Source organism: Bacillus kwashiorkori, assembly GCF_001375515.1.
Lineage (GTDB): Bacteria > Bacillota > Bacilli > Bacillales > Caldibacillaceae > Bacillus_BK > Bacillus_BK kwashiorkori.
This window is the reverse complement of sequence record NZ_CTDX01000016.1, coordinates 715737-740951: the sequence shown is the minus strand read 5'-3', so window position 1 is coordinate 740951 and position 25215 is coordinate 715737. Positions and strand designations below refer to the sequence as shown.

The window sequence follows — 25215 nt, the reverse complement described above, 5'->3', positions numbered from 1 at the left end:
GATCATTTTTTTGAGAAAGACATATTAATAGGACTGTCTAATAGTACATATGGATATGTATTACTTATCTTTATGAACTATAATTAGACAGTCCAGTCTTAATATAAGTCTATCATTCTTTTATTAAAGTTAAAACTGATTAACTTACTTGATTAAACGTTTCCCCTTGTTGCAATTGATACATTTGATAATATTTTCCTTTAAGTTCCATTAATTGTTCATGATTTCCTTTCTCAACAATTGTTCCTTGATCAAGGACAATTATTTGATCCGCATCTTTAATAGTAGACAAACGGTGGGCAATAATAAAAGTTGTTCTTCCTTCTTTTAATACTTGCATTGCATTTTGAATAATGCTTTCTGTCTCGGTATCGATATTCGAAGTTGCTTCATCCAATATTAAAATGGCTGGATTAAAAGCTAGCGCTCTAGCAAATGATATTAACTGTCTTTGCCCTGATGATAAAGTACTTCCCTTTTCAATTACTGGTTCGTCGATCCCTTTTTGTAAATTTTTTAATACTTTATCCGCTCCGACTGCTTTTAGTGACGCTTCAATTTTTTCTCGAGTTATCCTTGTATCTCCCAAACTAACATTTGTCGCAATCGTTCCAGTAAATAAATAAGGTTCTTGTAAAACAATAGCCATATGATCCCTTAATGTCTGTTCATCTATTGTTTGGATATTTTTCCCATCAATCGTAATTTCCCCTTTTGTACAATCATAAAATCGAAATAGCAAATTCATTATAGAACTTTTCCCTGAGCCGGTATGACCGACAAAAGCAACCGTTTCTCCATGATGTGCGGAGAAATTGATATCTTTTAATACTTCTTTACTCGGTTCATAGCTAAAATAGACATTTTTAAATTGCACATTTCCTTGAAAACGAGGAATTCTTTTGTCACTAATTGGCTTTCCTTTTTCATCAAGTAATTGAAACACTCGTTCACCAGCGACCATCGCTTGTTCTAAGTTAGATAATTGGTTGATGATGTTAGAAATTGGGTTAAAGAGCCGATTAATGTAATCAACATATGCATATAAAACTCCAATTGTAATAGCGGTATTGGCTCCAATCGCATCATATCCAAAATATACAATAAATCCGACAAAGACAATATTTTTAAGTAAACCGACAATATTGTGTGATGATAAGGAATTCAGGGATAAAAGCTTATTTTGATATTGAAAATGTGTTTCATTTAATGTTTCAAATTCATTCATTGTCGTTTTTTGGCGATTAAATGCTTGAATGATAGTCATCCCTTGAATGGATTCATTAATCATCCCGTTAATTTCACTTATTTTTGAGCGAATGACATGGTTATATTTCGATGCAAACTTTCGATAAAATACCATCCATAGGATTATGAGTGGCAATATTCCTAAGAAAATGAAAGCAAGTTTTGCATTTAATATAAACATTGCTGTATAAATACCTGTTAAATATACGAAACCTGTAAAGAAATTTGACAATACAGCTACGTAAAGATCACGTATAGCTTCCGTATCATTAGTAATACGAGCAACAATTTTCCCAGCTGGTAAGTTATCAAAGTAAGAAATTGGTAATGTTTGGATTTTTTGAAATGCATCATTACGCATTTTTTGGATAATTCGATTTGCTGCTTTTTGTAAAAAATAATATTGACCATAATTAAAGATTCCTGAGATTACAAATAAGCTAAAATAAATAGCGATTAACAAAATCATCATCGGAATTTCTGGCCCATAAAATAACATTGTTTCCGCGACAGATAGTTTTTGTGCGTCATATATCTGTACTTCATCTAGATTACTTACCGTTATTTTTCCATCAGCATATTCGTACTCACCGTCTAGTGGGACTTGATCCTCAATAAAATAAAAATTCCTCCCCGCTTGTATGATTGTAGCGGATATTGTAGCATGATCATCTATTAAATAGGTAGATCTTGTATATGTTTTACCATTGAAATTCACAGATTTATTTGATTCGTCTGTCTCTACCCAATAATCTTCTATTCCTAGAATATGGTCATCAATTAAACTCTTAGCAACGAAAGGGCCAATAATATCTGCTACAACGGCAATTGTTAGCATAAATAATGCAGCAAAAATAATGCTTTTATAATATTTAGCGTAGTTGAATAGTCGCTTTTTAACCATTAATTCACCCCCTGCTCCATTTTCTTTGATAGTTGTTGGCGATCAAATTGTTCTTTATACCAACCATTTTTTTGGAGTAGTTGTTCATGAGTTCCTTCTTCGACAATTTCACCATCTTCAAGAACAAGGATCCAATTTGCATGTTCGATAGCAGAAAGACGGTGGGTACAAATGATTGTCGTTTTTCCTGAACGTGCTTTCTTTAAATTTTTGATTATTTTTGCCTCTGTTTTCGCATCGACAGCTGACAAGGCATCATCAAGAATAAGAACTTCCGGGTCTTTTATTAAGGCACGGGCAATAGAAATTCGTTGCTTTTGACCTCCTGATAAAGCTACCCCTTTTTCTCCTACTAGCGTATGTAAGCCGTTAGGTAAAAAATGGATATCTTGATCAATTGCTGCAAGCTTTATCGCATTCTCTAACTCATTATCTGTTGCTTTTTCATTCCCAAATAAAATATTTTCCTTAATCGATCGGGAGAATAGAAATTGGTCTTGGGGGACATAACCGATCCAACTGCGAACATGTTCGTTCGTTTGTTGTTCGATAGGTGTATCAGCTAACAGTAATTCCCCTTTTGCCTTTGGATATTCTTTTAATAATTGTTTAATAAAGGTTGTTTTTCCACTGCCAGTTTTTCCGACTATCCCAATGGTGTCTCCTTGTTTAATTTTAATCGTAATATTTTTTAAATTTACTACAGAGGAAGACGGATATTGAAATTGGACGTTTGCGTACTCAATGCTTTCTAATATTTGAGTTTTCTTCGGATGTGGAGGATTACTCACATCTTCCTTATAGTCTAAAGTTTCTTGTACACGGTCCAGCGAAGCATTCCCCCTTTGCATTACATTTATTAACTCTCCAATGGCAAACATTGGCCAAGTTAACATACCTAAATACACGTTAAATGAGACGAGTTGCCCTAACGTAATTTGTTGCTGGAAAACTAAAAAAGTACCGTATGCAAGCCCGATACAATAACTTAAACCAGTTAATGTACGGACTAGTGGATAAAAGTAAGCATCAATTTTTTCCACTTTCATATTTTTATGAAACACTGCTTCCGTCATTTGGAAAAATTGATTTTCCACAGCACGTTCTTGGTTATATGCCCGAACAACTCTAATTCCGCCAACGTTTTCTAAAACTCTATCATTCATATCACCAAAAGCATCTTGTGCATCTGTATAATATTTATGAATTTTATCTCCTAAATACTTTGCTCCTAAAGCAAGAAGCGGCAATGGCAATACAGCAGCCAATGTTAGTTTCCATGAAACGAGAAACCCCATCGTTAATAAAATCGTTAACATATAGAGGGTAGAATCAATTAACGTTAATATTCCGAACCCAGCCGTTACGGATACAGCTTTTAAATCATTTGTTGCTCTAGCCATCAAATCCCCGGTACGATTTTTCTCATAAAAGGTTGGTGTCATTTTAAGCAAATGATTCATGATTTTAGAACGTAATGATTTCTCAACGATAAACGCTCCACCAAACAATTGATATTGCCAATAATAGGTAATGGTGTAGTTAACAATTGCTCCAATAAATAATATTAAGATAAATTGGAGCAAGAGTGTCATCGTTAACGAGCGAAGAAATATTGCATCGATTGCTGAACCGATGATTAACGGTGGAATAATCTCAAATATATTTGCGAAAATCAACAAAAGTATCGCAATTGTATATCGTTTCCATTGTTGCTTGAAAAACCAATTCAATTTTTTTAAAACAGAAAACATGTTATTACACTCCTTTGTTTAAAGAAAAATTTACTACCCGCTTTCTTTCTCCAAAATTTTCATAATTATTAATGATAGTTCATACATAATAACTCCTCCTTTTCATTTTTTTGTCATTTTTTGGCAACAAAAAAAGACACGGTACGTCATTACATGAGCGTACGGTGTCTCAAGTAGAAGACGCAAGCTAAATCATTAGCTTGCACTCTTGGAAAACAAAAGTTTATGTCAAAAAATGACAATAAAAGGCAAGCTATGACCTAATATTATATGTTGTTGAATGTCATTGAATTGCATTGTCATCATGGTCATAACCTCCCTTCTAATTTTAATAATAATTTCACCATTAAAAATCATACCATTTCTCACAAAATAGTGTCAATACTTTTTTGATAATTTTTTAAAATTTCATATAACGCTATGTTTATTTTTATATAATTGACAATAAAAGCCATTTCTCTGTAAAAGTTGTTCATGAGTTCCCATTTCTACGATTGTTCCTTTATTTAATACTAAAATTTTATCAGCGTGTTGAATTGTATTGAGTCGATGGGCAATCACAAAAGTGGTCCTGCCCTTCATCAATTGTTGCAGCGCTTCTTGTATATGCACTTCGGTCACCGTGTCGATATTGCTAGTTGCTTCATCTAAAATTAAAATTTGCGGATCCCGCAATATCGCTCTTGCAATGGACAATAATTGTTTCTGGCCTTGACTAATTCCGGAACCATCTTGTTGTAACACTGTATCATAGCCGTCAGGGAGTCTCGTAATAAACCGATGCGCATTCGCTCGTTTAGCCGCAATAATTACTTCTTCATCTGTAGCGTTTAATCGTCCGTAACGAATATTTTCCCGAATAGTTCCTTCAAATAAAAATACATCTTGTAGGACAAAAGCCATATTGGAGCGCAAACTACTTCTCGTCATTTTTTTTATATCCGTTCCGTCAATCCGAATCACTCCTTGATCACAATCATAAAACCGTGATAATAAATTAATAATCGTTGTCTTTCCAGCCCCAGTTGGTCCTACAATTGCAAGCACTTCACCATGATTCACTTGAAAACTGACATCATTTATCGTATTGCCGGCCTTTTCATAAGAAAAACTGACATGAGAAAATTCAACTGCTCCATTTATATTTAGTAACTGTTTAGCATATTTTTCGTCACTTTCTTCTTGCTCCAAATCAAGTAAATCAAAAACTCTTTCTGCACCAGCAACTGCTGACAATAAAGTATTAAATTGATTTGCCAAATCATTTAATGGACGTGTAAACTGTCTTGCATACTCCGTAAAAGTTATCATCACTCCAACTGTTATGTAACCATTTAGTGCAAAAATACCCCCAATAAACGCGATTAGTGCAAAACTTAAATTATTTAACATATTCATTAACTTTGGTATAAAGCCTGAGTACGTTTGTGCCCAATAGCCTGCTTGTTTCAACTTTTCACTTTTTACTAAAAAATCGTCTATTATTACTTCTTCTTGTGAGAAGACTTTGATTATTTTTTGCCCTGAAACCGATTCTTCAATATGCCCATTTAATTCCCCTAAATATTTTTGTTGTTCTTTAAATAAGCGGCTAGTACGATTTGTTATCCACTTCATTCCATAAAACATTAAGGGAACAATGATTAATGTTATTACCGTTAAAACTGGACTTAAAATGAGCATCATCGCAATCGTGCCTACTAACGTTAAAGTACTAAGAAATAGTTGAATAACCGCACTGTTTAAGGTAGAACTAACATTATCCATATCATTCGTTATTCTGCTCATTAATTCTCCATGTTGTCTTTTATCAAAAAAAGAAATTGGTAATCCTTGTAAATGAGTGAATAATTTCGTTCTCATTGAGAAAACAGTATTTTGTGCAATTCCAATCATCCAATAATTTTGTAAGAAACTTGTTAAAGAATATAAAAAATAAACGATCAATAAACCTATTACTATATAAATAAATTTCGTTGTTCTTTCCTCGTAAATAAATTGGTCAATTGCAACACCAATTAAAAAAGGTCCCGCAATTCCAAGTGCCGCATTGATGAGTACGATTAATAGAACGATATACAAGATTCCTTTATTTTCGTGCAATTCTTCTAATAACCGTTTTATCGTTTTCCAACGATTAGATGGTAGCTGTTGACTAGTTTCGTTAGTAATATTTCTATGCATCGGTCTCATTAACTATCAATCCCCCTTTCTTCGCTTGTGATTTAACAATTTTTCGATAGAGGATTGAAGATTCTAACAACTCGTCATGTGTTCCTTTTGCAATTAATCTTCCTTCATCGAGTAGTAAAATGAAGTCTGCATTTATTGCTGTGGAAATTTTTTGGGTAATCATAAAAATGGTGCATTGAAAATCTTCTATCGATCGTAGTAAATTCTTTTCCGTCTGTAAGTCAAGTGCACTCGTACAATCATCTAATAGAAGAATTTTCGGTTTTCGAACTAAGGCTCTTGCAATAGTTAGCCGTTGCTTTTGTCCACCAGATAAATTTATTCCTCTCTGCCCTACTATTGTATGATATCCGTTAGGAAATTGAATAATTGCATCATGGATTTGTGCCGCTTTTGCTGCTGTTTCAATATCCTTCATCGAAGCATTTCGATTTCCAAAAGCAATGTTTTCCTTAATAGTTCCTGTAAATAAAAATGTTTCTTGAGGAACATAACCTATCTGCTGACGTAATGATGGAAGTGGTATATTTTGTAATTTATAACCGTCAATATGAATTTCTCCCTTTGTCGGTTCGAAAAGACGTAAAATTAATTGAATTAATGACGTTTTTCCAGCCCCGGTCGCACCGATAATAGCGACTGTTTTCCCACCACGTATCGAAAATGAAATATCTTTTAAAATAGAAATTTCACTTTGACTATATTGAAAGGAAACATTATGAAAATCAATTGTTCCCTTTGTAATCGACATTTTTTTCCCATTCGTTTTTTCTTCTTCCATTTCTAATAGTTCGTGAACACGATTTGCAGATGCTTTTGCACGAGAAAAAGCCATAATAATCCAAGTTAACATCGATAATGCCCCAGTAATTCGTGTTCCATAGTTGACAATCGCCACAACTTTACCTGCTTCAATATTTGCGTTACCGATTTCTTGTCCACCGAACCAAAGTACAAAGATAATGGTTAAGTTCATAAAAAACAATAAAGTTGGTGCGCCTACCTCAATAAAACGTAAAGCTTTCATTGTTTGTCCCATTAACTGTTCGTTAACATTGGTAAAGCGTTTCGACTCAAATGATTTTCGCGAAAAAGCTTTAATTAGTCTTATGGCTAGTAAATTTTCTCGCATTACGTTATTGACTTTATCTAATTGTTTTTGTACTAATTGAAAAAGGTGAAATCCCTTTCTCATCATCCAAATTAAAAAAGCTACTAAAAAAGGTATCGAAATAATTAGTGGTAAAGATAATTTAATTGATACAAACATCGCCATAACCGTTCCAAATATAACAAGTAATGGTGCTCGCAAGGCAATTCTTAAACTCATGAACACAGTATTTTGAATTTGAGTTACATCGTTTGTTAATCGAATAATTAAACTAGAAGTCGGGAAATAATTTAATTTATCGTAGGATAAATACTGAACTTTATGAAAAAGTGCTTTTCGGATATCAAAGCCAAATCCTTGGCTAACACGAGCCGCTAAAAAAGAATTAGTAATCCCCGATGCAAAGGCTAACAAACTTAAGCCTATTAGTACACTTCCCCATATGATTACCTCATTCATGTCCTTCCCTATAATACCTTCGTCAATAATTTTTGCCATTATTAATGGAGATATGAGTTCAACTGTCAATTCGATTAACATGAATAGCCAGGCAAATATTATGATAAATTTATAGCGATTTAAAATAGTAAAAATTGAATGCATGCATCCTCCCCCATTTTATATTTTCTTAGTCTTACGAAATATCTTTCATTATCATAACAAATTTTTATGATACATGACATTCGTATGAGTTCCGTTTAATAAATATTTTGTTCTAAAGAATAGTTCTAGACTGTCTGCAGAAAATACAAACGACTATGAATAAGGAGTTGATAAAATGGATCCATTACGATTGAAACAAATCTTATCTTCTTCAGGAGAAGTGAATGTTACTTATAATGGTGTATCTGTTTGGATTGACAAACTTAACGAAGACGGAGCAACTGCAACAGTGCATTTACGTGGACCGTTGGAAGAAAGAACGGTGGTGGATATATCCGAATTAAAAGAGGGATAAAACTAGGTGTTAAATGAAAAAGGGCTGTTAAAAAGTTTTTTTCCTAAGAAAAATTCGCAATCTTCATAGGAAATACTTTTTAAACAGCCCTAACATTTTAATCAAATGCCTATTATATATTTTATGCCATCATTTTTGTAATTTTTTTGGAAAGCAATAATAATACGATACCTAAAACAATGACAGCAATTCCAATTACTGTATATAATTCTAAATAACCTAATGTTGCAGTAAATGTTGCTAAATAACCTGCTAAATAGTTGGCCACCGCGGAACTAGCCGTCCAAACAGCCATTAATAAAGATGCAAACTTGATTGGTGCAAGTCTACTTACCATTGATAATCCAACTGGTGATAACATTAACTCACCTAAAGTGTGAAGTAAGTAAGTACCGATAATGAACATAATATTTGCTTTTTGAGCAATATTTTCTGGGTCACTACCAGTTTTCATAACGGCAAGGGTAAGAAGTAAAAATCCTAAGCCAAGGAACACCATCCCAAAAGCCATTTTTGTTGGTACTGGTAAATCACCACGTTTTGAATAAGACAATTTAATCCATAGAGCAGACATTAAAGGTGCAAGTAATACGATAAATACTGGATTGATGGATTGGAACCAAGAAGTTGGAACTTCATAACCAAAAACTGATCGATCTACGAAATCTCTCGTATATATTGTTAATGATGTACCAGCTTGTTCAAAACCAGCCCAGAAAAATACAACAAATGCCGCTAAAATAAAGATAACTAATGTACGTTTTTTCTCTTGTGCTGTTAATGGAGGAGCTTTTACTTTTGTACCATCAGCATTAACTTGAGGTTTACCTTCTGGTTTTTTACCGATTTCTCCTAAATAACGATTGCCAAGTAAGTTAAATAACAATTGTCCGATAATCATCCCGATAGCTGAAGCTAAAAATCCATATTTAAATCCGTATTGTACAACCCCGTTAAATGTTGTTTTGAAATAATCTTCTGCTAAAAACCCTATTACTAATGGAGCAAGAAATGCCCCGACATTGACACCCATGTAAAAAATCGTAAAAGCCGCATCGCGACGGCGATCATTTGGTTCATATAAGTGACCTACAATGGTTGAAATATTTGGTTTAAAAAATCCATTACCGATAATTAAGAAAATTAATCCGATATATAATCCTACTTGGGAATTAATTGCAAAAAGCACAATGTTTCCAAGTGCCATTGTAACCCCACCGATAGTGATTGCTAAACGTTGCCCTAAAAAGCGATCGGACAAGTATCCACCAATTAGAGGAGTAAAATAAACAGTACCTGTAAATAATCCATATAACATGGTAGCTTGTGATGTACTCATTCCTAATCCGCCACTAACAAGCGAAGTAGTTAAATATAAAACTAAAATGGCACGCATACCATAGTAGCTAAATCTTTCCCACATTTCAGTAAGGAATAATAAATATAACCCTTTCGGATGAGAAAATATTCCGACTTTTTCTTGTTCGTGTTGTTGGATCGTAGTTGAACTCATAATAGCCTCCTAAAACTAAAAAATATTATATTGATATAATTAAAAGTATGGATTGTCACCTAACTATGTTAATGTTTTTTAGCATATATTATGTTTTTGAATTAGTCAAACAATTTTAGTTACAATGACAAGTAGAGAAAATATATAGGTTTTTAGTACGTTAACTAGAATAACATGATATTTTTTATTAGACAACCCTCTTTTTATTATCGGAAAATAAAAAGAAAAGGCAAAATTGAAAATGCCTTTAATTATTATTTTAATATAATCTTTAATCTCCTTTTTTTAATAAATTTTCATTTCTTACTGAAGCCGAATTTCCCGAAAGCATCTTCCATTAATTTTTTATATGCAATTGTTGACCCTAACATGGAAATATGGATCGCGTTATTTAACATAAAATCATGGAATTTTCCTTTTACAATCGAAGTTTTTTGTAAGAAATAGTCAAGCAAGTTTGCTAAGGCAACTACTATTATTCCCCCTTTTTTATTTCCAAATAAAACTAGTGAAAATGTAGTTACCCCAGCTAGGAAAAAGGAATAAAGCGGTCCAACTTTAAAATGCTCTTGAAGATTATGCTTTTTTCCAAAGCCAAAACGGAATTTTTTAACAAGAGCAAATATAAAAAGCAGGTTGGCCCCTCTGAAAATGATGCTTAATAATAATGTCGCAACCATGATTGGTTTGTTTCCCTTTTTCAACGCTCGATAAAAAAAATCACTAATATAAAATATTGCTGGCAAAAGTGAAAACGTATAAATTACTTTCCACCAATGATGTGCATACACTTTCAACTTTAAAAAAAGTAATTCAATTCCACTATAAATTCCACTTAAAAATAGTTTCCCTTTCCAATTAAACTGGAAGGCAGTATTAATGATTGTAATGATTGGGATGAAAACTGCTTGTGATAAAATTGCCCCCGCGACGTTGTCAATTTCTTTTTTACGAAAAAACTTCGGCTTATATTTATATCCTTTGAATATATTCAATACGACAAATTCAAACAAATAACATAAACCTGTATTAGCGATGAGTAAAATAAATAACGCCTTCTTCTCTGCCTTTTTTTTCTTCATAGTAAAAAACAGTAAAATAAGATGGATTATTATTAAGACGCTAAATGGAATATTGTTAGGATGGAACTTTTTTCTCATTGTTTATCCTACTTTCCTTTTTGTTCCTATAATCTTATTTTTTGCAGAATTGCAGAAAATATTAGTTTTGAAAAGGAAAAAATTTAATTTAGTTCGTCTTGCCTCCCGTTCTGCAATTGAATAATGTTAGCTATAATTTGGATTGCTGCTTCCTTTGTTCGTAAATGTTCAACAGGCAAAGAAATAATATTTTCAGGAATATAACGTTTTTTTAAAAGTTCTCTCGTTTTCTGTTTATTATATGGTAATACGATGGATTGAAACGGTTTTCCACGGAAAAACTGTAAAATATCCCGGTCTACATAAGGATCGAATGTAAAAATAATAATAATGTCAAAAACATTAAAGGAAAAATTATCTAATAAAGGACCGTTCATTCCTTTTAACACTAAATGGCTCTCATTATTTTCAATCAATTTATTTTCCCAGTCTATTTTAATTTGTTGGAAATTTAAGTATGTTGTTAACCTATTTAGATGCTTACCTAGTATGTCATTCCCAATAAAAATAATTCTTTGTTTCGGCCAAAAAATTTGTAAAAATAAAAGTCCATCGTCACTATCTTTTATTTTTGTAAATTGTTTAGTTGTAGGTGGGTTAATAATTATTTGTTTTAATGAACTCGGGAAATGATGATCATTTCCATCAATTCTTTTTCCTTCTTCCGTTAATAAGCAAACGGTCGGGTCTTTCGTTAATTTTACACAAAATAAAACAGCTTTATTTTTCTCCAACTGTTCGCGAATTAATTGAAACGTTTGTAAAAGTTGTTTGGTTACTTTTATAAAGAGAACAGTAGCTTTACCAGTGTTGAAAAACGGTTGATCAATCTCGATAAATTGCCAATAACTGTTTATATCAAGCCGCTTTTCTGCTTCGGTTTGGATTTTTTGATACAAAACATCTCTCTCTTTAGTCGTGTTACTTAATAAAACGACATTCCCTAAATAAGAAAATGGAACATTGATGACATTAACAATAAAGCCAACCCAGTCGTTAAGTTTGATGTTTTCCGTTATCATTTTCTTCCTCCATACTCGTCCCTCTTTTTGTTTTATACTTACGTTTAAAAATCCTTTTCCATGCAAATAAATGAAAAAAACCACCCGAAAAGGTGGTTGATAAATCAATCATTATCCACATATGGATCTAATTCAAAGGGATGTAAATCACCAAACGTTGTCATGTAGCCAGCTTCATCTAATGCTTCCTCATATTTTTCATGTTGTCGATTAGGATAAATGGTTATATTTTTCCCATAAATATCGGTACCGATAAAATTTTCATAATCTTCAACATAGCCTACTTTTTCATCGTGTTCCATCGTAGCATCATTATAGTCTCCAGAAGGGTCAAAAAAGTCTTGCGGTGAGTCTGAAGAACCGAAACTACCTACTTCTTGCCAGGCATCCTCTGCATCAAAGGACGTATTTTCCCCTTCTTCGTCATCATATACGAAACGTTCATATGGTGGGGATAATACTTCTTCTTCCACAGGTCTATCACGAGAAATTTGTTGTTCTGGGCTATGTTCTTTACAATAAGTCGTTTCAGGTAACGCATCTAATCGTTCTATTGAAATTGACTTTCCGCAATGCTCACACAATCCATAAGTTCCTTTATCGATTGCTTCCAGTGCTTTATCAATATTTTTAACTCGATTTTCTTCCAACTCATTCAAGGCAAAATCTTTACTACGTTCGAATAATTCCGTTCCTTCATCAGCAGGATGATTATCATAACTTGATAACTCTGTCCTTGCCTCATGGATTGCACCATCAACCATCCCAAATTGATCGTTAGACTTTAATCTTTCCGTTATTTCATGTTTTTCCTTCAACAATTTCTTTCGGAAGGTTTCGATTTGTTTTTTTGTCAGCATTATTATATTACTCCTTCCATCAACTTTATCTTTATTTTGTAAAATAACAGGTGATTTATGTTTGTTAATTTGAGGATGAAGACAATTGGAAGGATTCACTTAGAATAGTTACATAAAAAACAGAAACACTAATACTGTTAGTATTATCGACTAACAAGGAGGTAACAAAATGAATAAAATGATGCGTCAAATGAAAAGAATGAACTGGAATAAAATGATTCCGGCAAACTTAAGTAAAAGACGAAATAACCGGACAAAAATTTGGATGTCTTTATTAGGTGTCGGACTAGCGAGCGGAGTCACTTATGTCGGGATGCGTAACGGTCGTTCACAAAAAGTGAATTCTTTCATGCAAAATATGATGAAAAATATACGTATCCCTTCAACAAATTAAACAAATAAGCTAAGGACTGCTCCAAAAAGTGGGGCAGTCCTTTCATTTGTTAATATTAATTATTCATCTTCATTTTCATCTTCATATAAATAAGAATCTACGTCTGGAAATTGTTCCTCCGCTATTTCTGTTTGATAATTTGGTTCCCGGAAAATCTTACGTTGTTCATTATCTGTTGTAAATAATACATTATTGATTAAATAATTATGGAAGAATATTTCTCCAACAGAAATTAATATAGCAGATAAGAAACTTGCTACACCGAGCCGAATTGGCTCCTCAATAAAAGTGTAACCGAGCACCCATACACCAAAAAGAGCTAAACCAAAGTCTGCGACCGTTGCAGCTAAATTGCCAAAACGGGGCAAAATGGATAAATCTCCTAACACATATGCTGCTATAGTTAGAATGAAACTGATCGCAAGAATATCACCAATGGATACTCCGTATACAAATCCTAAAATAAATAATAGTACTAGTGTTAACAATAAAAATTTATAAATAAGTGATCGTATATGTTTCATCATTTGCCTCCTTTTTTGCTGGCTGTTTAATAAGCATATTCACTTATTCGATTTTATCTTGACCAAGTTTTTGCAATACTATTCCTAATAGTAACGGTTTAAGCAAATAGAATTTAACTTAAACTCTCAACTTGACGAATAGTAATTGGAAATTGTGATTTGTTTTTTCATATTAGAAAATTTTTCACCTTAACAAATTTCAAGAATAGTGATAAACTTAAATATGTTTTAGCTTCAAAACAGTTTCTTTAAAGCAAGACTTGGTGAAGATAGACACAAAAATAGGGAGTGAGATAGATGGAGGAAAATTTAGAGTTAGCAACTTTTGCTGGTGGATGTTTCTGGTGTATGGTTAAACCTTTTGATCAATGGAATGGTGTCCATAAAGTAGTTTCTGGCTATACAGGTGGAACTGTAGAAAATCCTACATATGAACAAGTAAAAGAAGGTGAAACTGGACATTTGGAAGCCGTACAAATAACATTTGATCCTGATATAATTTCTTATCGAACACTTTTAAATATTTATTGGCAACAAATCGATCCTACAGATGATGGTGGGCAGTTTCACGATAGAGGTTCTTCCTATAAAACAGCGATATTTTATCACTCTGAATTACAAAAATCATTAGCCGAAGAATCTAAATTAGAGCTGCAAAATAATGGTACATTTTCAAAGCCGATTATCACTCCAATATTACGAGCAGTTCCTTTTTATGCTGCGGAAGATTACCATCAAGATTATTATAAAAAAAATCCGGATGAATATTTGGAAGACCGTCAAAAATCAGGCCGAGACGAATTTATAAAAAAACATTGGAAATAAAATACTTGTCTGTGTTTAGTAGTGTGAAGTTGTTTGTTAATGTCAGTTAAAAAGGAAAGCATCTCACCGGTGCTTTCCTTTTCATTATCTTGTTTAGTGATATAATTAAATTAACGCTTATTTTTCATGAAGATTTCAAATACCCATTTAAAAAACAGCTGTTTTCCATGTTAACATAATTAATAATAACTAGAAGTGGGTGAGTTGGGATGATTTATTTCATTTATTTTTTAATTGGCCTTTCCTTTATTGATATGTTTTCCCAGTTACCGATAATGAGTACTTATGCATTAGATTTAGGTGCAACAACTATGTTTATCGGTTTTATTATTGGCATTTACTCTTTTTCTAATATGATAAGTAATGTCTTTTCTGGTGATTTTGTTGATCGCCTCGGTTCACGGATTATATTAATAATCGGTCTTCTTGCAACAGGACTTATTTTATTTTTATATGCATTTGTAACGACCCCTCTTCAATTATTTATTGTCCGCCTTCTACACGGAATAAGTGCTGGTTTATTAGTACCAGCTGCTTTTACTAGTTTATCGTTATACAAAACGAATAAAAGTGGAAAAACGATGGCATTGTCTGGGGCAGCTGTCGGATTTGCTGCTATATTTGGGCCCGCATTTAGTGGTATCGTTACGAAATATTACGGTATAGAATGGGTATTTTACATCGTTGGCGGCCTAATGATTATAAGTGGTATTATTTCTCCATTTTTGATTAAAAATAATTCAAGTAATAAATCCAATAAAACAAACCAATTTAATTGGAGCAGCTATTTCGATCTTTTTAAAAACTTGCGTTTAAATTTTGCCTATACTGGTGCATTCACACTTATGTTTTCACAAGGAATCTTAGCTTATATGTTACCATTAAAAGTGGCTGACTTAGGATTGGATAGTCAAATTAGTGGCATGTTAATGAGTGTTTTTGGAGTTGTAGCAATATTATTTTTCGTTCTTCCAACGAATAAATTATACGATGCATTTCGTAAAGAGTACATCATCGTTGTCGGGATGTTGTTAATTGCGGTTTCACTCGTTTTTTTGAGTAAAGTAGAATTACTTCCAATTTTATATTTAATAATGAGTACTTACGGAATTGGTTTTGCCCTATTATTTCCATCCATCAGTTCTTTAATATCGCAAAACTCTCAAAAGCATGAACGCGGTAAAGCATATGGTCTGTTTTACGGATTCTTTTCATTAGGTGTTGTTGCTGGATCAACCGTTACTGGGATGTTTAATATGACTTCTGAGGAAGCATTTCTAACAGGATCCGTCTTTTTAACCTTTGTAAGTATAATTTTACTAGTTTCTGCTAAGAAATTAGGCAAAACAGTAAGTCTCAACAATAAAATGTAATTGAATAATTTTATTCCAATAAAAGAAGGTTGCCTACAAGGGCAACCTTCTTTATTAACATCTCAAGAGACTCAACCATCATCAGCTTCATTTCCTTGATTGGTGGAAATTTATAACTAGATGGGTAAATTTGAGAATAAGCTGATGTGTGTTTGTTCCGTCTTATTCCCGCTCTATTGTTCTCTCTTAATGAAAGATTGAACCGAACAATAGATTCGATTGGTGGCTCGTTTTATTACACTTACAATTGTTTAACCGTGAGCAATTTCGAGATGGTTCATTTTTCGCTTACAGAATATGACAATTAATTTGGAGTGAATTTGTTGAATCCAACTCATTAGAAATTCCATTTCTTTAATGAATCTTTTGATCGAGAACGCTACTTTTACGTACTTATTAATATTTCAGTAGGTAATAGCTTTGTTCTTTCTCCACTGACTCAACTTTTTTCATTCATCCATTTCTCTTGTCGATTACGCTGTGAAGTTAATCCTTTTTTGATTTTCCCTCTGCCAGTAAGCTTCTCCATTGCAACCGTTTCCAATTTTGCGGTGTAAATCATATTGTCGTTACCGTTATTACGGAACGAACACTATGGTTGAGCCTCTTGAAATGTTAATTCGTATTATTTATCTTACAACCTTATTATAACACGATAATTACTTTTACAATTAGTTAGTTGTTACAAAACAGTGACAATTCCAAAAGGTTATCCTTCTATAATTTTTTCGACTATTATACACAGTATGAAATTAAAAACAAAACCAATTTTATGATATAATATCATTGTTTCTATATATATTTTCCCACTTTAACATTTACAAAATTAAATATACATTTTCAATACGTTAGGAGTGTGATTTATGGATGTAAGCGTTGATATTTTTATACTAACATTCGGTATTTTATTATTAATTGGTGTTATATCTACGAGATTTTCAACGAGATTAAGAATTCCAACCCTTCTCATTTTTATTATTGTCGGTATGTTATTAAACCGCTTTATTTATTTTGACAACGCAAATCTTACCCAATTAATCTCTATAGCGGCGTTAGTAATTATTTTATTTGATGGTGGACTTAAAACAAATGCAAAAGATATCCGGTCTGTTATTGTCCCATCATCCGTTTTGGCAACAGTAGGAGTGTTACTGACATCGGTTATCACTGGATTATTCGCCGTTTGGATTTTAAATTTTAGCATATTAGAGGGTATGCTTCTCGGGGCAATTGTTGGTTCTACAGACGCTGCTGCGGTATTTGCCGCCTTTGGAAATACGAATATTAAGAAGCGATTAACCCATACATTAGAATTTGAATCAGGTTCCAACGATCCAATGGCGGTTTTTTTAACATTATCGATAATTGAACTTATCCAAATACCTGATAAAACAATATTCTCTCTGTTAGGTAACTTCTTTTGGCAAATGGGAATTGGTATAATATTTTCTTTAATTTTTGGTAAATTAACAGTTAAATTTATTAACTACATTAATTTTCAATCTGCTGGACTTTATTCCATTTTTTCTTTATCTATCGCTGTATTAACGTATAGTTCTGTTACTTTAATAAATGGAAGTGGGTTACTTGCCGTCTATTTAATGGCAATATATATTGGCAATTCGGATATTCATTATAAACAATCCATTTTACATTTTAATGATGGACTGGCTAGTATGAGTCAAATTTGTATGTTTATTTTATTGGGGTTACTAGTATTTCCATCCCATCTTTTAGAAGTTATTTGGCAAAGCATTCTACTATCACTTGCCATTATTTTAATCGCTAGACCTGTTTCCGTCTTTTTATGTACGATTGGCATGAAATTTTCGTTAAATGAAAAGATTTTTATATCTTGGGCTGGATTAAAAGGAGCTGTACCAATTATACTAGCCACCTATCCTCTTCTTGCAGGAATTGAAAATAGCGCAACCATTTTTAATATCGTCTTTTTCATTGTTCTATTATCTGCACTAATTCAAGGCACAACATTAACTTTTTTAGCAGAAAAATTGAATTTAACAGTTGGCAAGACAAAGAAAATCCCATTCCGCTTAGAATTGATGGCAGCCGGAGATTCTGATCTTGATTTATCAGAGATTATGATTGGTGATGAATCAAATGTAATTAATCAGCGGATTGCAGAACTTTCTTTACCTGCGGACTTAGTTATCTCTGCCATTGTCCGTGAGAATGATTTAGTAACACCTCGAGGTGAAACTAGATTAAAGAGTGGTGATATACTTTATATCCTCGCTCCAAAGAAATATCGTACCAAAATAGAAAAATATTTTGTAAAATAACTTTAATTAATCTCTGAAAGGAGTCAAACCTTTGACAGAATTACTGTACTACACTTCGCCATTAACTTATGAATGGAAGACGGAAATAACTAGTATCAGCCAACAGAATAACCACTATCACATAACTTTAGCAGCGTCAGCTTTTTATCCTACAGGCGGTGGTCAGCCTTGTGATTTAGGAAAAATTAATGGAATTGATGTGTTAGATGTATTTATAGAAAATGGCGAAGTAATCCATGTTTTAAGCGCTAAACCAGTCAATTTGTCAGCTTATTGTGAAATAGACAAAAATCGGCGTATAGAACATACTCAACACCACAGTGGACAACATTTACTTTCAGCAATCTTTTTACAATTACTAGGAGCAAATACAGTCTCATTTCATTTAAGCAATGATAGTGCAACTATTGATTTAGATATAGAGTCTGTAGCTAACGGAGATATAAAAAAAGTAGAAACTTATGTTAATCAGGAGATCTATAATAATAAAAAAATTAACGTTTTTTATATATCAAAATCTGAAGCAGCTGATTATCCATTAAGAAAATATCCAGAAAATATTGACCCATTAAGAATTGTTGAAATTGAAGGCATTGAGTATAATGCATGTGCTGGAACACATGTTGAATCCACAGGACAAATTGGATTACTAAAAATTATGAAGACGGAAAAACAACGCGGACTAATACGTGTTCATTTTACTTGTGGAATCCGGGCTTTAAAGGATTATCGGGAAAAACAAAATATCCTTACAAACATAGTGAAACAACTAACAACATCAGAACAACAGTTAGAGTATAACATTGAAAAGATGATAATCGAACAGAAAGAACGAAACAAGAAATATCAAGTTTTATTTGAAAAATATGCCCATTTGTTAACAGAACAATTAATGCAACAGCAAGGACCGATTATTATTTTTGTCGACGAATTTCCCGTAAAAGATTTAAATTACTTAGCAAGTATTATTAATAATAAGACAGATAAGCCAATCTTATTAGGATCAGTCTCTGATTTAAGAGTTATTTTCACTCATAATAGCAACAATTCATTCCATTGTGGGAAATTTATTCAAGAACACGTACAACCATATTCTGGTAAAGGCGGCGGAAGCAACAATAAAGCACAAGCTATTTTTCAAAATAGGCACGATTTACTCTCCTTTATTGAGTTCGTAAAAGATGAATTTGTTAACATGTAGTCTTAAAAAGGCTATGTTATTGTTTATTGTTGAATTTTAGGCAGTTGTTGATTGTAGTGTAAGGCGCTGATTCCGGCGGCGACAGTACGAGCCGAAGACCCTACAGACGCATAGCATCGAAGCGGCTGAGGCCGTGCCCGCGGAAAGCGTCGCCTGTAACGGAAATCAACAACAATCTTTAACATAACTAAAAAAGTAACGGCAGGGAATTACCTGCCGTTTTCCATAAAATGTTACTTATTTTTCTTTTTCATCTTCATTTAAGTTGACTTTTTCACAGCCAACATACAGACAAGAATATATATCTAAATCAGGTTTCGCTTTATTTAAACCTTTTAAATACGGCTTAACTAAATCTTTAAAATCGTGACCTACTCCACCTTCTTCTAAAATACCATAAACAAAGATTTTTTTCTCATCGAACATTAGTGCTAAATTTCCAACTGCCTTCTCGGCTGAATTAACAACATTTAATATTTGAAAATGAGGTGTAATTACTTCTGGAGAAAAATAAATTTCCATATTTTCTATCTCCTTTTTTCAATATCATATAAGTATTTCATGTTAATTGTAATTTGCTAAACAATGTGTCATTATTTTCATCCGCTTCTCTCCCCTTTTCTTTTTTACCAACACGAATTAAGAAAAGCGATAATAAGCAGACGATTAAAGTTAATCCAGCGGTTGTTAAAAACATTCCGCTCCGTGACCACGCCATTAAACTGCTATATACAGGCGGGCCAATTGCTACTCCAAAAAAACGGACCGAACCGTAAAGGGAGGTTACAAAACCTCGGCGATCAGTAGGTACCGATCCAGTAATAAAACTATTAATACATGGGAGTGCTAAGCCAGTTCCGATACTACTTATAACTAGAACTGAAAAGAAAGGAACAAGCCTTTCAAAAAAAACTAGTGACGCAAATGAAATGGTCATTAGCAATAAACCTACAACAATCGAAGTTTTCATAACCTTCATTCGTTTGCCAATTTTGCTTCCTGTTATATATGATGTTGTTGTCATAAATAGCAACGGTATGGCCAATATACCACCCTTTAATACCCCATCAATTTTATAGTCCTTTTCTAATATATCCGAAATGTAAAAAAGAATCCCGAATAATGTAAATAAACAAGTTGCACCTGTTAAGTATGCAACAAATAACCAACGACCTTCTGTTTTAAAAACAGACAATAGTCCTTTTACGTATTGTTTCACTGGAGGTGGATTTTTATTTGCTTTCTTCTCCTTAACGAAAAAGATAGTTAACAATATCGAAGCTAAACAAAATAATGGAAATGCAAAAAAGGCAGCATACCAAAACAATAATGCAAGCAAGGAACCAATAATCGGACTAATTACTTTTCCAAAACCATTAGAAGCCTCAACTAAACCTAATACTTTACTTTGTTCTCCACCTTTAAATAAGTCCCCTGTTAATGCCATAGCAATGGGAGCAGTACCAGCTGCACCAATTCCTTGCATAATTCTTCCTGCTAATATCCACGTGTATGCATTAGCAAACCAAGCTGAGGCTGCTCCAGCTAATAGCCCCCCTAAACCATATAAAGTTAAAGCTGGGATAATAACTGCTTTCCGCGAAAAACGATCCGATAAATATCCTAAAACCGGGATAGCAATGCCAGCAGCAATAGAAAATACTGAAATAATGAGACTTACTTTAAATTGGGAAATATGAAGTTCCGACTTCATTTTAGGCAAAACTGGAATTAACATTGAGTTTCCTAAAACTAATATGAGCGGTATTGATGCAATTGCTAAAATGGTTAAACCTTTTGCTTTCTTTTTCGGCAAATTTAATCGCTCCTAACATCGTGGGTATATCTTATCCTATTGTGTGAAAGGATTGTTAACTTTATTCACTGCTACTTGTTAACAATGATTAGGGCAGATGCCTAATTTCCTAAAAAGTGAGAGGAATGTTACACATTCGCCTAACTTTTGAATAATCTATCCTAGAAATATTGAGGAGGCGCAAATATGGAGTTTTTGAATTTACCTAAAAGAACCAAAAAAAAGCGAACATACGGATTAACTTCTATTGTTGATTTCGGAACTTCCGTTGGAGAATTAAAGAATATATTAAAGGACTATAGTGATTTTATTGATATTGCCAAATTAGGCATAGGTACTGCTTATTTAACACCGAACTTAAATGAAAAAATTTCTCTATATAAAAGCTATAATATTATTCCATATTGCGGTGGAACTTTATTTGAAAAATGTTATTACGAGAATAAGCTAATCAAATACAAGCAATTCTTAAAACAGTTAGACATTCATTGGGTAGAAGTATCAAACGGAACATTAAATATTTCACTTGAAGAGCGCCTTCATATTATAAATCAATTGAAAAAAGACTTTCACGTCATTGCAGAAGTAGGTTCAAAAGACGCAAAAAAAGAGATGCCAATTTATGAATGGAAAAAAGAAGTTCAATTATTATTAGATGCAGGCTGTGATTATGTCATTACGGAAGGTCGCGATTCTGGCACATCAGGAATCTATACAACTGATGGGAATGTCAAGTCAAATTTAATTCGTGAACTCATTACGGATATTGATTACAAAAAAATCATTTTTGAAGCCCCTTCTCCAAAACAACAAATGTACTTTATTAATGAAATAGGACCAAATGTAAATTTGGGCAATGTAAAAATCCATGATTGTTTATTATTAGAAACAGAACGTGCAGGATTGAGAAGTGAAACATTCTTTTTGGAGGATAGTTCATGCAAATTACCATTATAAGGCATCTGCCTACAAGTTGGAATAAAAAAGGGCTCCTACAAGGTCGGAAAGATATCGAAATTGCTCCAATCACCCAACATGTTCAATTAGAAATGGAAAAAGTAAAACAACAAATGTTGAAAAGACTACCAGAAAATACGTTCATTCTTACTAGTACATTGAAACGTACGAAACAAACTGCAGAGGCTTATGGTTATGAACCAATAAGTGAACCTCTATTAGATGAATTAGATTTCGGCATGTTTGAAGGAAAAACGAAACAATTACTAATAAAAAAGTTAGGGACAAAGTGGATAGAGGATCCTCGTCAATTAGTTTTAGGTGAACCTTTAATTGACTTTGAAAACAGAATCATTTCCTTTTTAAATAAATACAAAACAAAGTCCCCCCTTTTAGTTTTTGGTCACGGTTCATGGATGAGAGGGCTGCTTTCTATTTACCACTACAATTCCATTACTAACATGAATAAGTTTCGCATCAATAATAATGATTGTATTACCCTCGATTTTACAAAACGAAAATGGGTTCAAACGGAAATGGAGGTTTAAAATTGGCTGAACTAACGTATGAAAGTTGGGATGACCAATTAGTAAAAGAAATATTAAATAATCAAGTTGATTATTTTGATATATTGAAATGGGCTTTTAAAGAATATGACGATAAAATCGTCTATGCCTGTAGTTTTGGTGCTGAAGGAATGGTATTAATTGATTTAATTTACAAAGTAAAAAAAACAGCTACGGTAAAATTTTTAGACACTGGATTACATTTTCCAGAGACATATGAGTTAATTAAAAAAACGAAAGAACGTTATCCACAGTTAACAATCGAATCGGTAAAACCAAACATCTCTTTAAATGAACAAAGTAAATGGTACGGTGATGAACTATGGAAGGAAAATCCAAACCTTTGCTGCCATTTACGAAAAGTGCAACCATTACAAGAGGCAATAAAAGATGTCGATGCATGGATAACAGGATTACGACGAGAACAATCATTAGCTAGAAGAAATGTGGAGTATATTAATAAGGATAATAAGTTTAAAAAGATAAAAATTTGCCCGCTTATTCATTGGAAATGGGAAGATATTTTGAACTATATTAAATTAAATCATTTGGAATATAACCCATTACATGACCGCGGCTATCCAAGTATTGGCTGCGCTCCGTGCACTCACCCAGTTGAGGGAAATGAAGATTCACGTGCTGGGCGTTGGGTTGGTCATCAAAAAACCGAGTGCGGTATCCATGTATAAGGAGACAACTCTTCTTATGAAGCGAATATTTTACGATGAGTTAGTTAGGAGTGAATTTACTTGATAGATAGTATTCCACATGGCGGTAATTTGATTAATCGAATCAATGGCGATGAACCCATTGATTCTTCTCGACTACTAATTGAGTTAGATACACTAGAATTGAATGATCTGTTATTAATAGCAACCGGTGCCTACAGTCCATTAACAGGTTTTATCGGAAAGGAAGATTATCGTTCTATTCTTTTTGACATGAGACTTTCATCAGGGCTGCCATGGTCTTTACCTATTACACTAGCAATAAATGAAATAACTGCAGCAAAGATAAAAATTGGTGAAAAAGTAAATTTAGCTAAAGACGGTATCATTTACGGAACGATGGAAATTCAAGAATTGTATTTACCAAATAAAGAATTAGAAGCGAAATTAGTTTATCAAACGACCGATATAAAACATCCTGGAGTAAAAAAACTAATGGAACGTCCTAATTTTTATGTTTCCGGTCCAATTACACTAATTAATCTTCCTAAATACACAACATTTCCTTCCTATTATTTAACTCCGATAGAAACGAGAGAAACATTTAAAAAGCTTGGTTGGAAAACGGTAGTTGGTTTTCAAACGAGAAATCCGATTCACCGTGCCCATGAATATATTCAAAAAACGGCATTAGAAATGGTTGATGGTCTTTTTTTACATCCGCTCGTAGGCGAGACGAAAGCAGATGATATACCAAGTGATATACGAATGGAAAGTTACGAAATTTTACTGAATAATTATTATCCAAAAGATAGAACATTGTTATCCGTATTCCCAGCTAGTATGCGTTATGCTGGACCAAGAGAGGCAATCTTTCATGCTATTGTTAGAAAAAATTACGGTTGTACCCATTTTATTGTTGGTCGTGATCATGCAGGGGTTGGCAACTACTATGGAACGTATGATGCGCAAAAGATTTTTCAGCATTTTTCAATAAATGAGTTAGGGATAACACCTTTATTTTTTGAACATAGCTTTTACTGTAAAAAGTGCGAAAATATGGCTTCAGCCAAAACATGTCCACATGATAAAAATGATCATGTCATTTTATCGGGAACTAAAGTGAGACAAATGTTAAAGAATGGTGAGTATCCACCGAAAGAATTTAGTCGTCCAGAAGTTGTCGAAGTACTCATAAAGGGCCTAAAAGAAAATAATGCGATATTTGAGGAGGTAAGTAATGACGAATAGACATATTGTCTGGCATGATAGTGCAATAAAAAAAACTGATCGACAGCTATTAAACGGTCATAAAAGTTGTGTTCTCTGGTTTACTGGATTATCAGGATCAGGGAAATCAACATTGGCTAACGCAGTGGACAAAGAATTATTTTTACGATCTTGTCGCAGCTATGTTTTAGATGGAGACAATATTCGTCATGGTTTAAATAAAGATTTATCTTTTAGCGACGATGATCGAAAAGAAAACATTAGACGGATTGGAGAAGTGGCGAAGTTATTTGTTGATAGTGGCCAAATTATACTTTCTGCATTTATCTCTCCCTTTCATGAAGATCGCAATCTAGTTAGAAAGATGTTTCAAGCAGATGAATTCATTGAAATTTATTTACATTGCCCGATTACAGTTTGTGAAACGAGAGATCCAAAGGGACTATATAAAATGGCTAGAAGCGGGAAAATTAATAATTTTACTGGTATTTCGTCTCCGTATGAAATTCCACTAAACCCTGAGATTGTTATTGAAACCGATCAACTTACTATTCAAGAATCAGTAGACAAAATCATTTGCTATTTAGTCGATAATGGAGTTCTGATTAATTATTAACACCATTTGCATATGAAAA

General features: G+C 33.1%; 22 protein-coding genes. 11 read left to right on the top strand and 11 right to left on the bottom strand.

Translation table 11 applies throughout. The features are described from left to right. Positions 1-139: 139 nt before the first annotated feature. The 4 genes from BN1242_RS12815 to BN1242_RS12800 all read right to left on the bottom strand — a co-directional run bounded on the left by BN1242_RS12815 (position 140) and on the right by BN1242_RS12800 (position 7813). Positions 140-2152, bottom strand: coding sequence for an ABC transporter ATP-binding protein (locus BN1242_RS12815; protein WP_062356851.1), 2013 nt, complete (start codon positions 2150-2152; stop codon positions 140-142). Then, positions 2152-3906: an ABC transporter ATP-binding protein gene (locus BN1242_RS12810; RefSeq protein ID WP_062356846.1), complete on the bottom strand. Its 1755-nt coding sequence runs from the start codon at positions 3904-3906 to the stop codon at positions 2152-2154. The genes BN1242_RS12815 and BN1242_RS12810 overlap by 1 nt, the downstream gene beginning before the upstream one ends. 408 nt (positions 3907-4314) lie before the next feature. Continuing rightward, positions 4315-6090, bottom strand: a complete 1776-nt coding sequence (locus BN1242_RS12805) for an ABC transporter ATP-binding protein (RefSeq protein ID WP_062357111.1) — start codon at positions 6088-6090, stop codon at positions 4315-4317. Then, complete coding sequence (locus tag BN1242_RS12800) at positions 6083-7813, bottom strand: ABC transporter ATP-binding protein (protein WP_062356843.1); 1731 nt, start codon at positions 7811-7813, stop codon at positions 6083-6085. The genes BN1242_RS12805 and BN1242_RS12800 overlap by 8 nt, the downstream gene beginning before the upstream one ends. 175 nt (positions 7814-7988) lie before the next feature. Between BN1242_RS12800 and BN1242_RS12795 the strand changes: the two genes are divergently transcribed. Beyond that, positions 7989-8168, top strand: a complete 180-nt coding sequence (locus BN1242_RS12795) for an H-type small acid-soluble spore protein (RefSeq protein ID WP_062356839.1) — start codon at positions 7989-7991, stop codon at positions 8166-8168. A gap of 121 nt (positions 8169-8289) precedes the next feature. Here BN1242_RS12795 and BN1242_RS12790 read toward each other — a convergent pair whose 3' ends face one another. From BN1242_RS12790 to BN1242_RS12775, 4 genes are all read right to left on the bottom strand, one after another. Then, a complete protein-coding gene (locus BN1242_RS12790) occupies positions 8290-9681 on the bottom strand; it encodes a peptide MFS transporter (RefSeq protein ID WP_062356834.1) in 1392 nt (463 codons plus the stop codon). A gap of 296 nt (positions 9682-9977) precedes the next feature. Continuing rightward, positions 9978-10841, bottom strand: coding sequence for a hypothetical protein (locus tag BN1242_RS12785; RefSeq protein WP_062356832.1), 864 nt, complete (start codon positions 10839-10841; stop codon positions 9978-9980). A gap of 83 nt (positions 10842-10924) precedes the next feature. Continuing rightward, complete coding sequence (locus BN1242_RS12780) at positions 10925-11863, bottom strand: hypothetical protein (RefSeq protein WP_062356828.1); 939 nt, start codon at positions 11861-11863, stop codon at positions 10925-10927. A gap of 104 nt (positions 11864-11967) precedes the next feature. Continuing rightward, entirely contained in the window at positions 11968-12723 is a 756-nt protein-coding gene (locus BN1242_RS12775) for a TraR/DksA C4-type zinc finger protein (protein ID WP_062356824.1), read from the bottom strand. A gap of 169 nt (positions 12724-12892) precedes the next feature. Between BN1242_RS12775 and BN1242_RS12770 the strand changes: the two genes are divergently transcribed. Beyond that, a complete protein-coding gene (locus tag BN1242_RS12770) occupies positions 12893-13117 on the top strand; it encodes a hypothetical protein (protein WP_062356821.1) in 225 nt (74 codons plus the stop codon). Between the two features lie 59 nt (positions 13118-13176). Here the strand turns inward: BN1242_RS12770 and BN1242_RS12765 are convergent, their stop codons facing one another. After that, positions 13177-13641, bottom strand: coding sequence for a YndM family protein (locus BN1242_RS12765; protein WP_062356818.1), 465 nt, complete (start codon positions 13639-13641; stop codon positions 13177-13179). Between the two features lie 297 nt (positions 13642-13938). Here BN1242_RS12765 and msrA point away from each other — a divergent pair, with 297 nt between their 5' ends. The 4 genes from msrA (at position 13939) to BN1242_RS12745 (ending at position 19343) form a co-directional block, all read left to right on the top strand. Beyond that, positions 13939-14466 carry a peptide-methionine (S)-S-oxide reductase MsrA gene (gene msrA, locus BN1242_RS12760; RefSeq protein ID WP_062356815.1) on the top strand — a complete coding sequence of 176 codons (528 nt, stop codon included), beginning with the start codon at positions 13939-13941 and terminating at the stop codon, positions 14464-14466. A 209-nt stretch (positions 14467-14675) separates the two neighbouring features. Further along, positions 14676-15839 (top strand): MFS transporter, encoded by a 1164-nt coding sequence (locus BN1242_RS12755; RefSeq protein ID WP_062356811.1) that lies wholly within the window; start codon positions 14676-14678, stop codon positions 15837-15839. Positions 15840-16702: 863 nt separating this feature from the next. Next, complete coding sequence (locus BN1242_RS12750) at positions 16703-18142, top strand: potassium/proton antiporter (RefSeq protein ID WP_062356806.1); 1440 nt, start codon at positions 16703-16705, stop codon at positions 18140-18142. A gap of 31 nt (positions 18143-18173) precedes the next feature. Then, a complete protein-coding gene (locus BN1242_RS12745; RefSeq protein ID WP_062356803.1) occupies positions 18174-19343 on the top strand; it encodes an alanyl-tRNA editing protein in 1170 nt (389 codons plus the stop codon). 237 nt (positions 19344-19580) lie between these two features. Here BN1242_RS12745 and BN1242_RS12740 read toward each other — a convergent pair whose 3' ends face one another. Together BN1242_RS12740 and BN1242_RS12735 are read right to left on the bottom strand one after the other, a co-directional pair. After that, on the bottom strand, positions 19581-19865 hold the full coding sequence (locus BN1242_RS12740; protein WP_062356800.1) for a hypothetical protein: 285 nt from the start codon (positions 19863-19865) through the stop codon (positions 19581-19583). A gap of 37 nt (positions 19866-19902) precedes the next feature. Further along, entirely contained in the window at positions 19903-21159 is a 1257-nt protein-coding gene (locus BN1242_RS12735; protein WP_062356798.1) for an MFS transporter, read from the bottom strand. A 186-nt stretch (positions 21160-21345) separates the two neighbouring features. On the opposite strand from BN1242_RS12735, the gene BN1242_RS12730 reads away from it, so the two are divergent. From BN1242_RS12730 to cysC, 5 genes are all read left to right on the top strand, one after another. Next, positions 21346-22116, top strand: coding sequence for a phosphosulfolactate synthase (locus BN1242_RS12730; protein WP_062356795.1), 771 nt, complete (start codon positions 21346-21348; stop codon positions 22114-22116). After that, positions 22098-22664, top strand: coding sequence for a histidine phosphatase family protein (locus tag BN1242_RS12725; protein WP_062356792.1), 567 nt, complete (start codon positions 22098-22100; stop codon positions 22662-22664). Before BN1242_RS12730 ends, BN1242_RS12725 begins: the two co-directional genes overlap by 19 nt. Beyond that, entirely contained in the window at positions 22637-23371 is a 735-nt protein-coding gene (locus BN1242_RS12720; RefSeq protein WP_062356789.1) for a phosphoadenylyl-sulfate reductase, read from the top strand. The genes BN1242_RS12725 and BN1242_RS12720 overlap by 28 nt, the downstream gene beginning before the upstream one ends. A gap of 72 nt (positions 23372-23443) precedes the next feature. Next, positions 23444-24601 carry a sulfate adenylyltransferase gene (gene sat, locus BN1242_RS12715; RefSeq protein WP_420806034.1) on the top strand — a complete coding sequence of 386 codons (1158 nt, stop codon included), beginning with the start codon at positions 23444-23446 and terminating at the stop codon, positions 24599-24601. Continuing rightward, on the top strand, positions 24591-25196 hold the full coding sequence (cysC, locus tag BN1242_RS12710; RefSeq protein ID WP_062356787.1) for an adenylyl-sulfate kinase: 606 nt from the start codon (positions 24591-24593) through the stop codon (positions 25194-25196). Before sat ends, cysC begins: the two co-directional genes overlap by 11 nt. Positions 25197-25215 lie beyond the last annotated feature (19 nt).

Coding starts and splice junctions, on each gene's coding strand:
- BN1242_RS12815 (WP_062356851.1), bottom strand. CDS start 2,152: ATGGTTAAAAAGCGACTATTCAACTACGCTAAATATTATAAAAGCATT.
- BN1242_RS12810 (WP_062356846.1), bottom strand. CDS start 3,906: ATGTTTTCTGTTTTAAAAAAATTGAATTGGTTTTTCAAGCAACAATGG.
- BN1242_RS12805 (WP_062357111.1), bottom strand. CDS start 6,090: ATGCATAGAAATATTACTAACGAAACTAGTCAACAGCTACCATCTAAT.
- BN1242_RS12800 (WP_062356843.1), bottom strand. CDS start 7,813: ATGCATTCAATTTTTACTATTTTAAATCGCTATAAATTTATCATAATA.
- BN1242_RS12795 (WP_062356839.1), top strand. CDS start 7,989: ATGGATCCATTACGATTGAAACAAATCTTATCTTCTTCAGGAGAAGTG.
- BN1242_RS12790 (WP_062356834.1), bottom strand. CDS start 9,681: ATGAGTTCAACTACGATCCAACAACACGAACAAGAAAAAGTCGGAATA.
- BN1242_RS12785 (WP_062356832.1), bottom strand. CDS start 10,841: ATGAGAAAAAAGTTCCATCCTAACAATATTCCATTTAGCGTCTTAATA.
- BN1242_RS12780 (WP_062356828.1), bottom strand. CDS start 11,863: ATGATAACGGAAAACATCAAACTTAACGACTGGGTTGGCTTTATTGTT.
- BN1242_RS12775 (WP_062356824.1), bottom strand. CDS start 12,723: ATGCTGACAAAAAAACAAATCGAAACCTTCCGAAAGAAATTGTTGAAG.
- BN1242_RS12770 (WP_062356821.1), top strand. CDS start 12,893: ATGAATAAAATGATGCGTCAAATGAAAAGAATGAACTGGAATAAAATG.
- BN1242_RS12765 (WP_062356818.1), bottom strand. CDS start 13,641: ATGAAACATATACGATCACTTATTTATAAATTTTTATTGTTAACACTA.
- msrA (WP_062356815.1), top strand. CDS start 13,939: ATGGAGGAAAATTTAGAGTTAGCAACTTTTGCTGGTGGATGTTTCTGG.
- BN1242_RS12755 (WP_062356811.1), top strand. CDS start 14,676: ATGATTTATTTCATTTATTTTTTAATTGGCCTTTCCTTTATTGATATG.
- BN1242_RS12750 (WP_062356806.1), top strand. CDS start 16,703: ATGGATGTAAGCGTTGATATTTTTATACTAACATTCGGTATTTTATTA.
- BN1242_RS12740 (WP_062356800.1), bottom strand. CDS start 19,865: ATGGAAATTTATTTTTCTCCAGAAGTAATTACACCTCATTTTCAAATA.
- BN1242_RS12730 (WP_062356795.1), top strand. CDS start 21,346: ATGGAGTTTTTGAATTTACCTAAAAGAACCAAAAAAAAGCGAACATAC.
- BN1242_RS12725 (WP_062356792.1), top strand. CDS start 22,098: ATGCAAATTACCATTATAAGGCATCTGCCTACAAGTTGGAATAAAAAA.
- BN1242_RS12720 (WP_062356789.1), top strand. CDS start 22,637: ATGGGTTCAAACGGAAATGGAGGTTTAAAATTGGCTGAACTAACGTAT.
- cysC (WP_062356787.1), top strand. CDS start 24,591: ATGACGAATAGACATATTGTCTGGCATGATAGTGCAATAAAAAAAACT.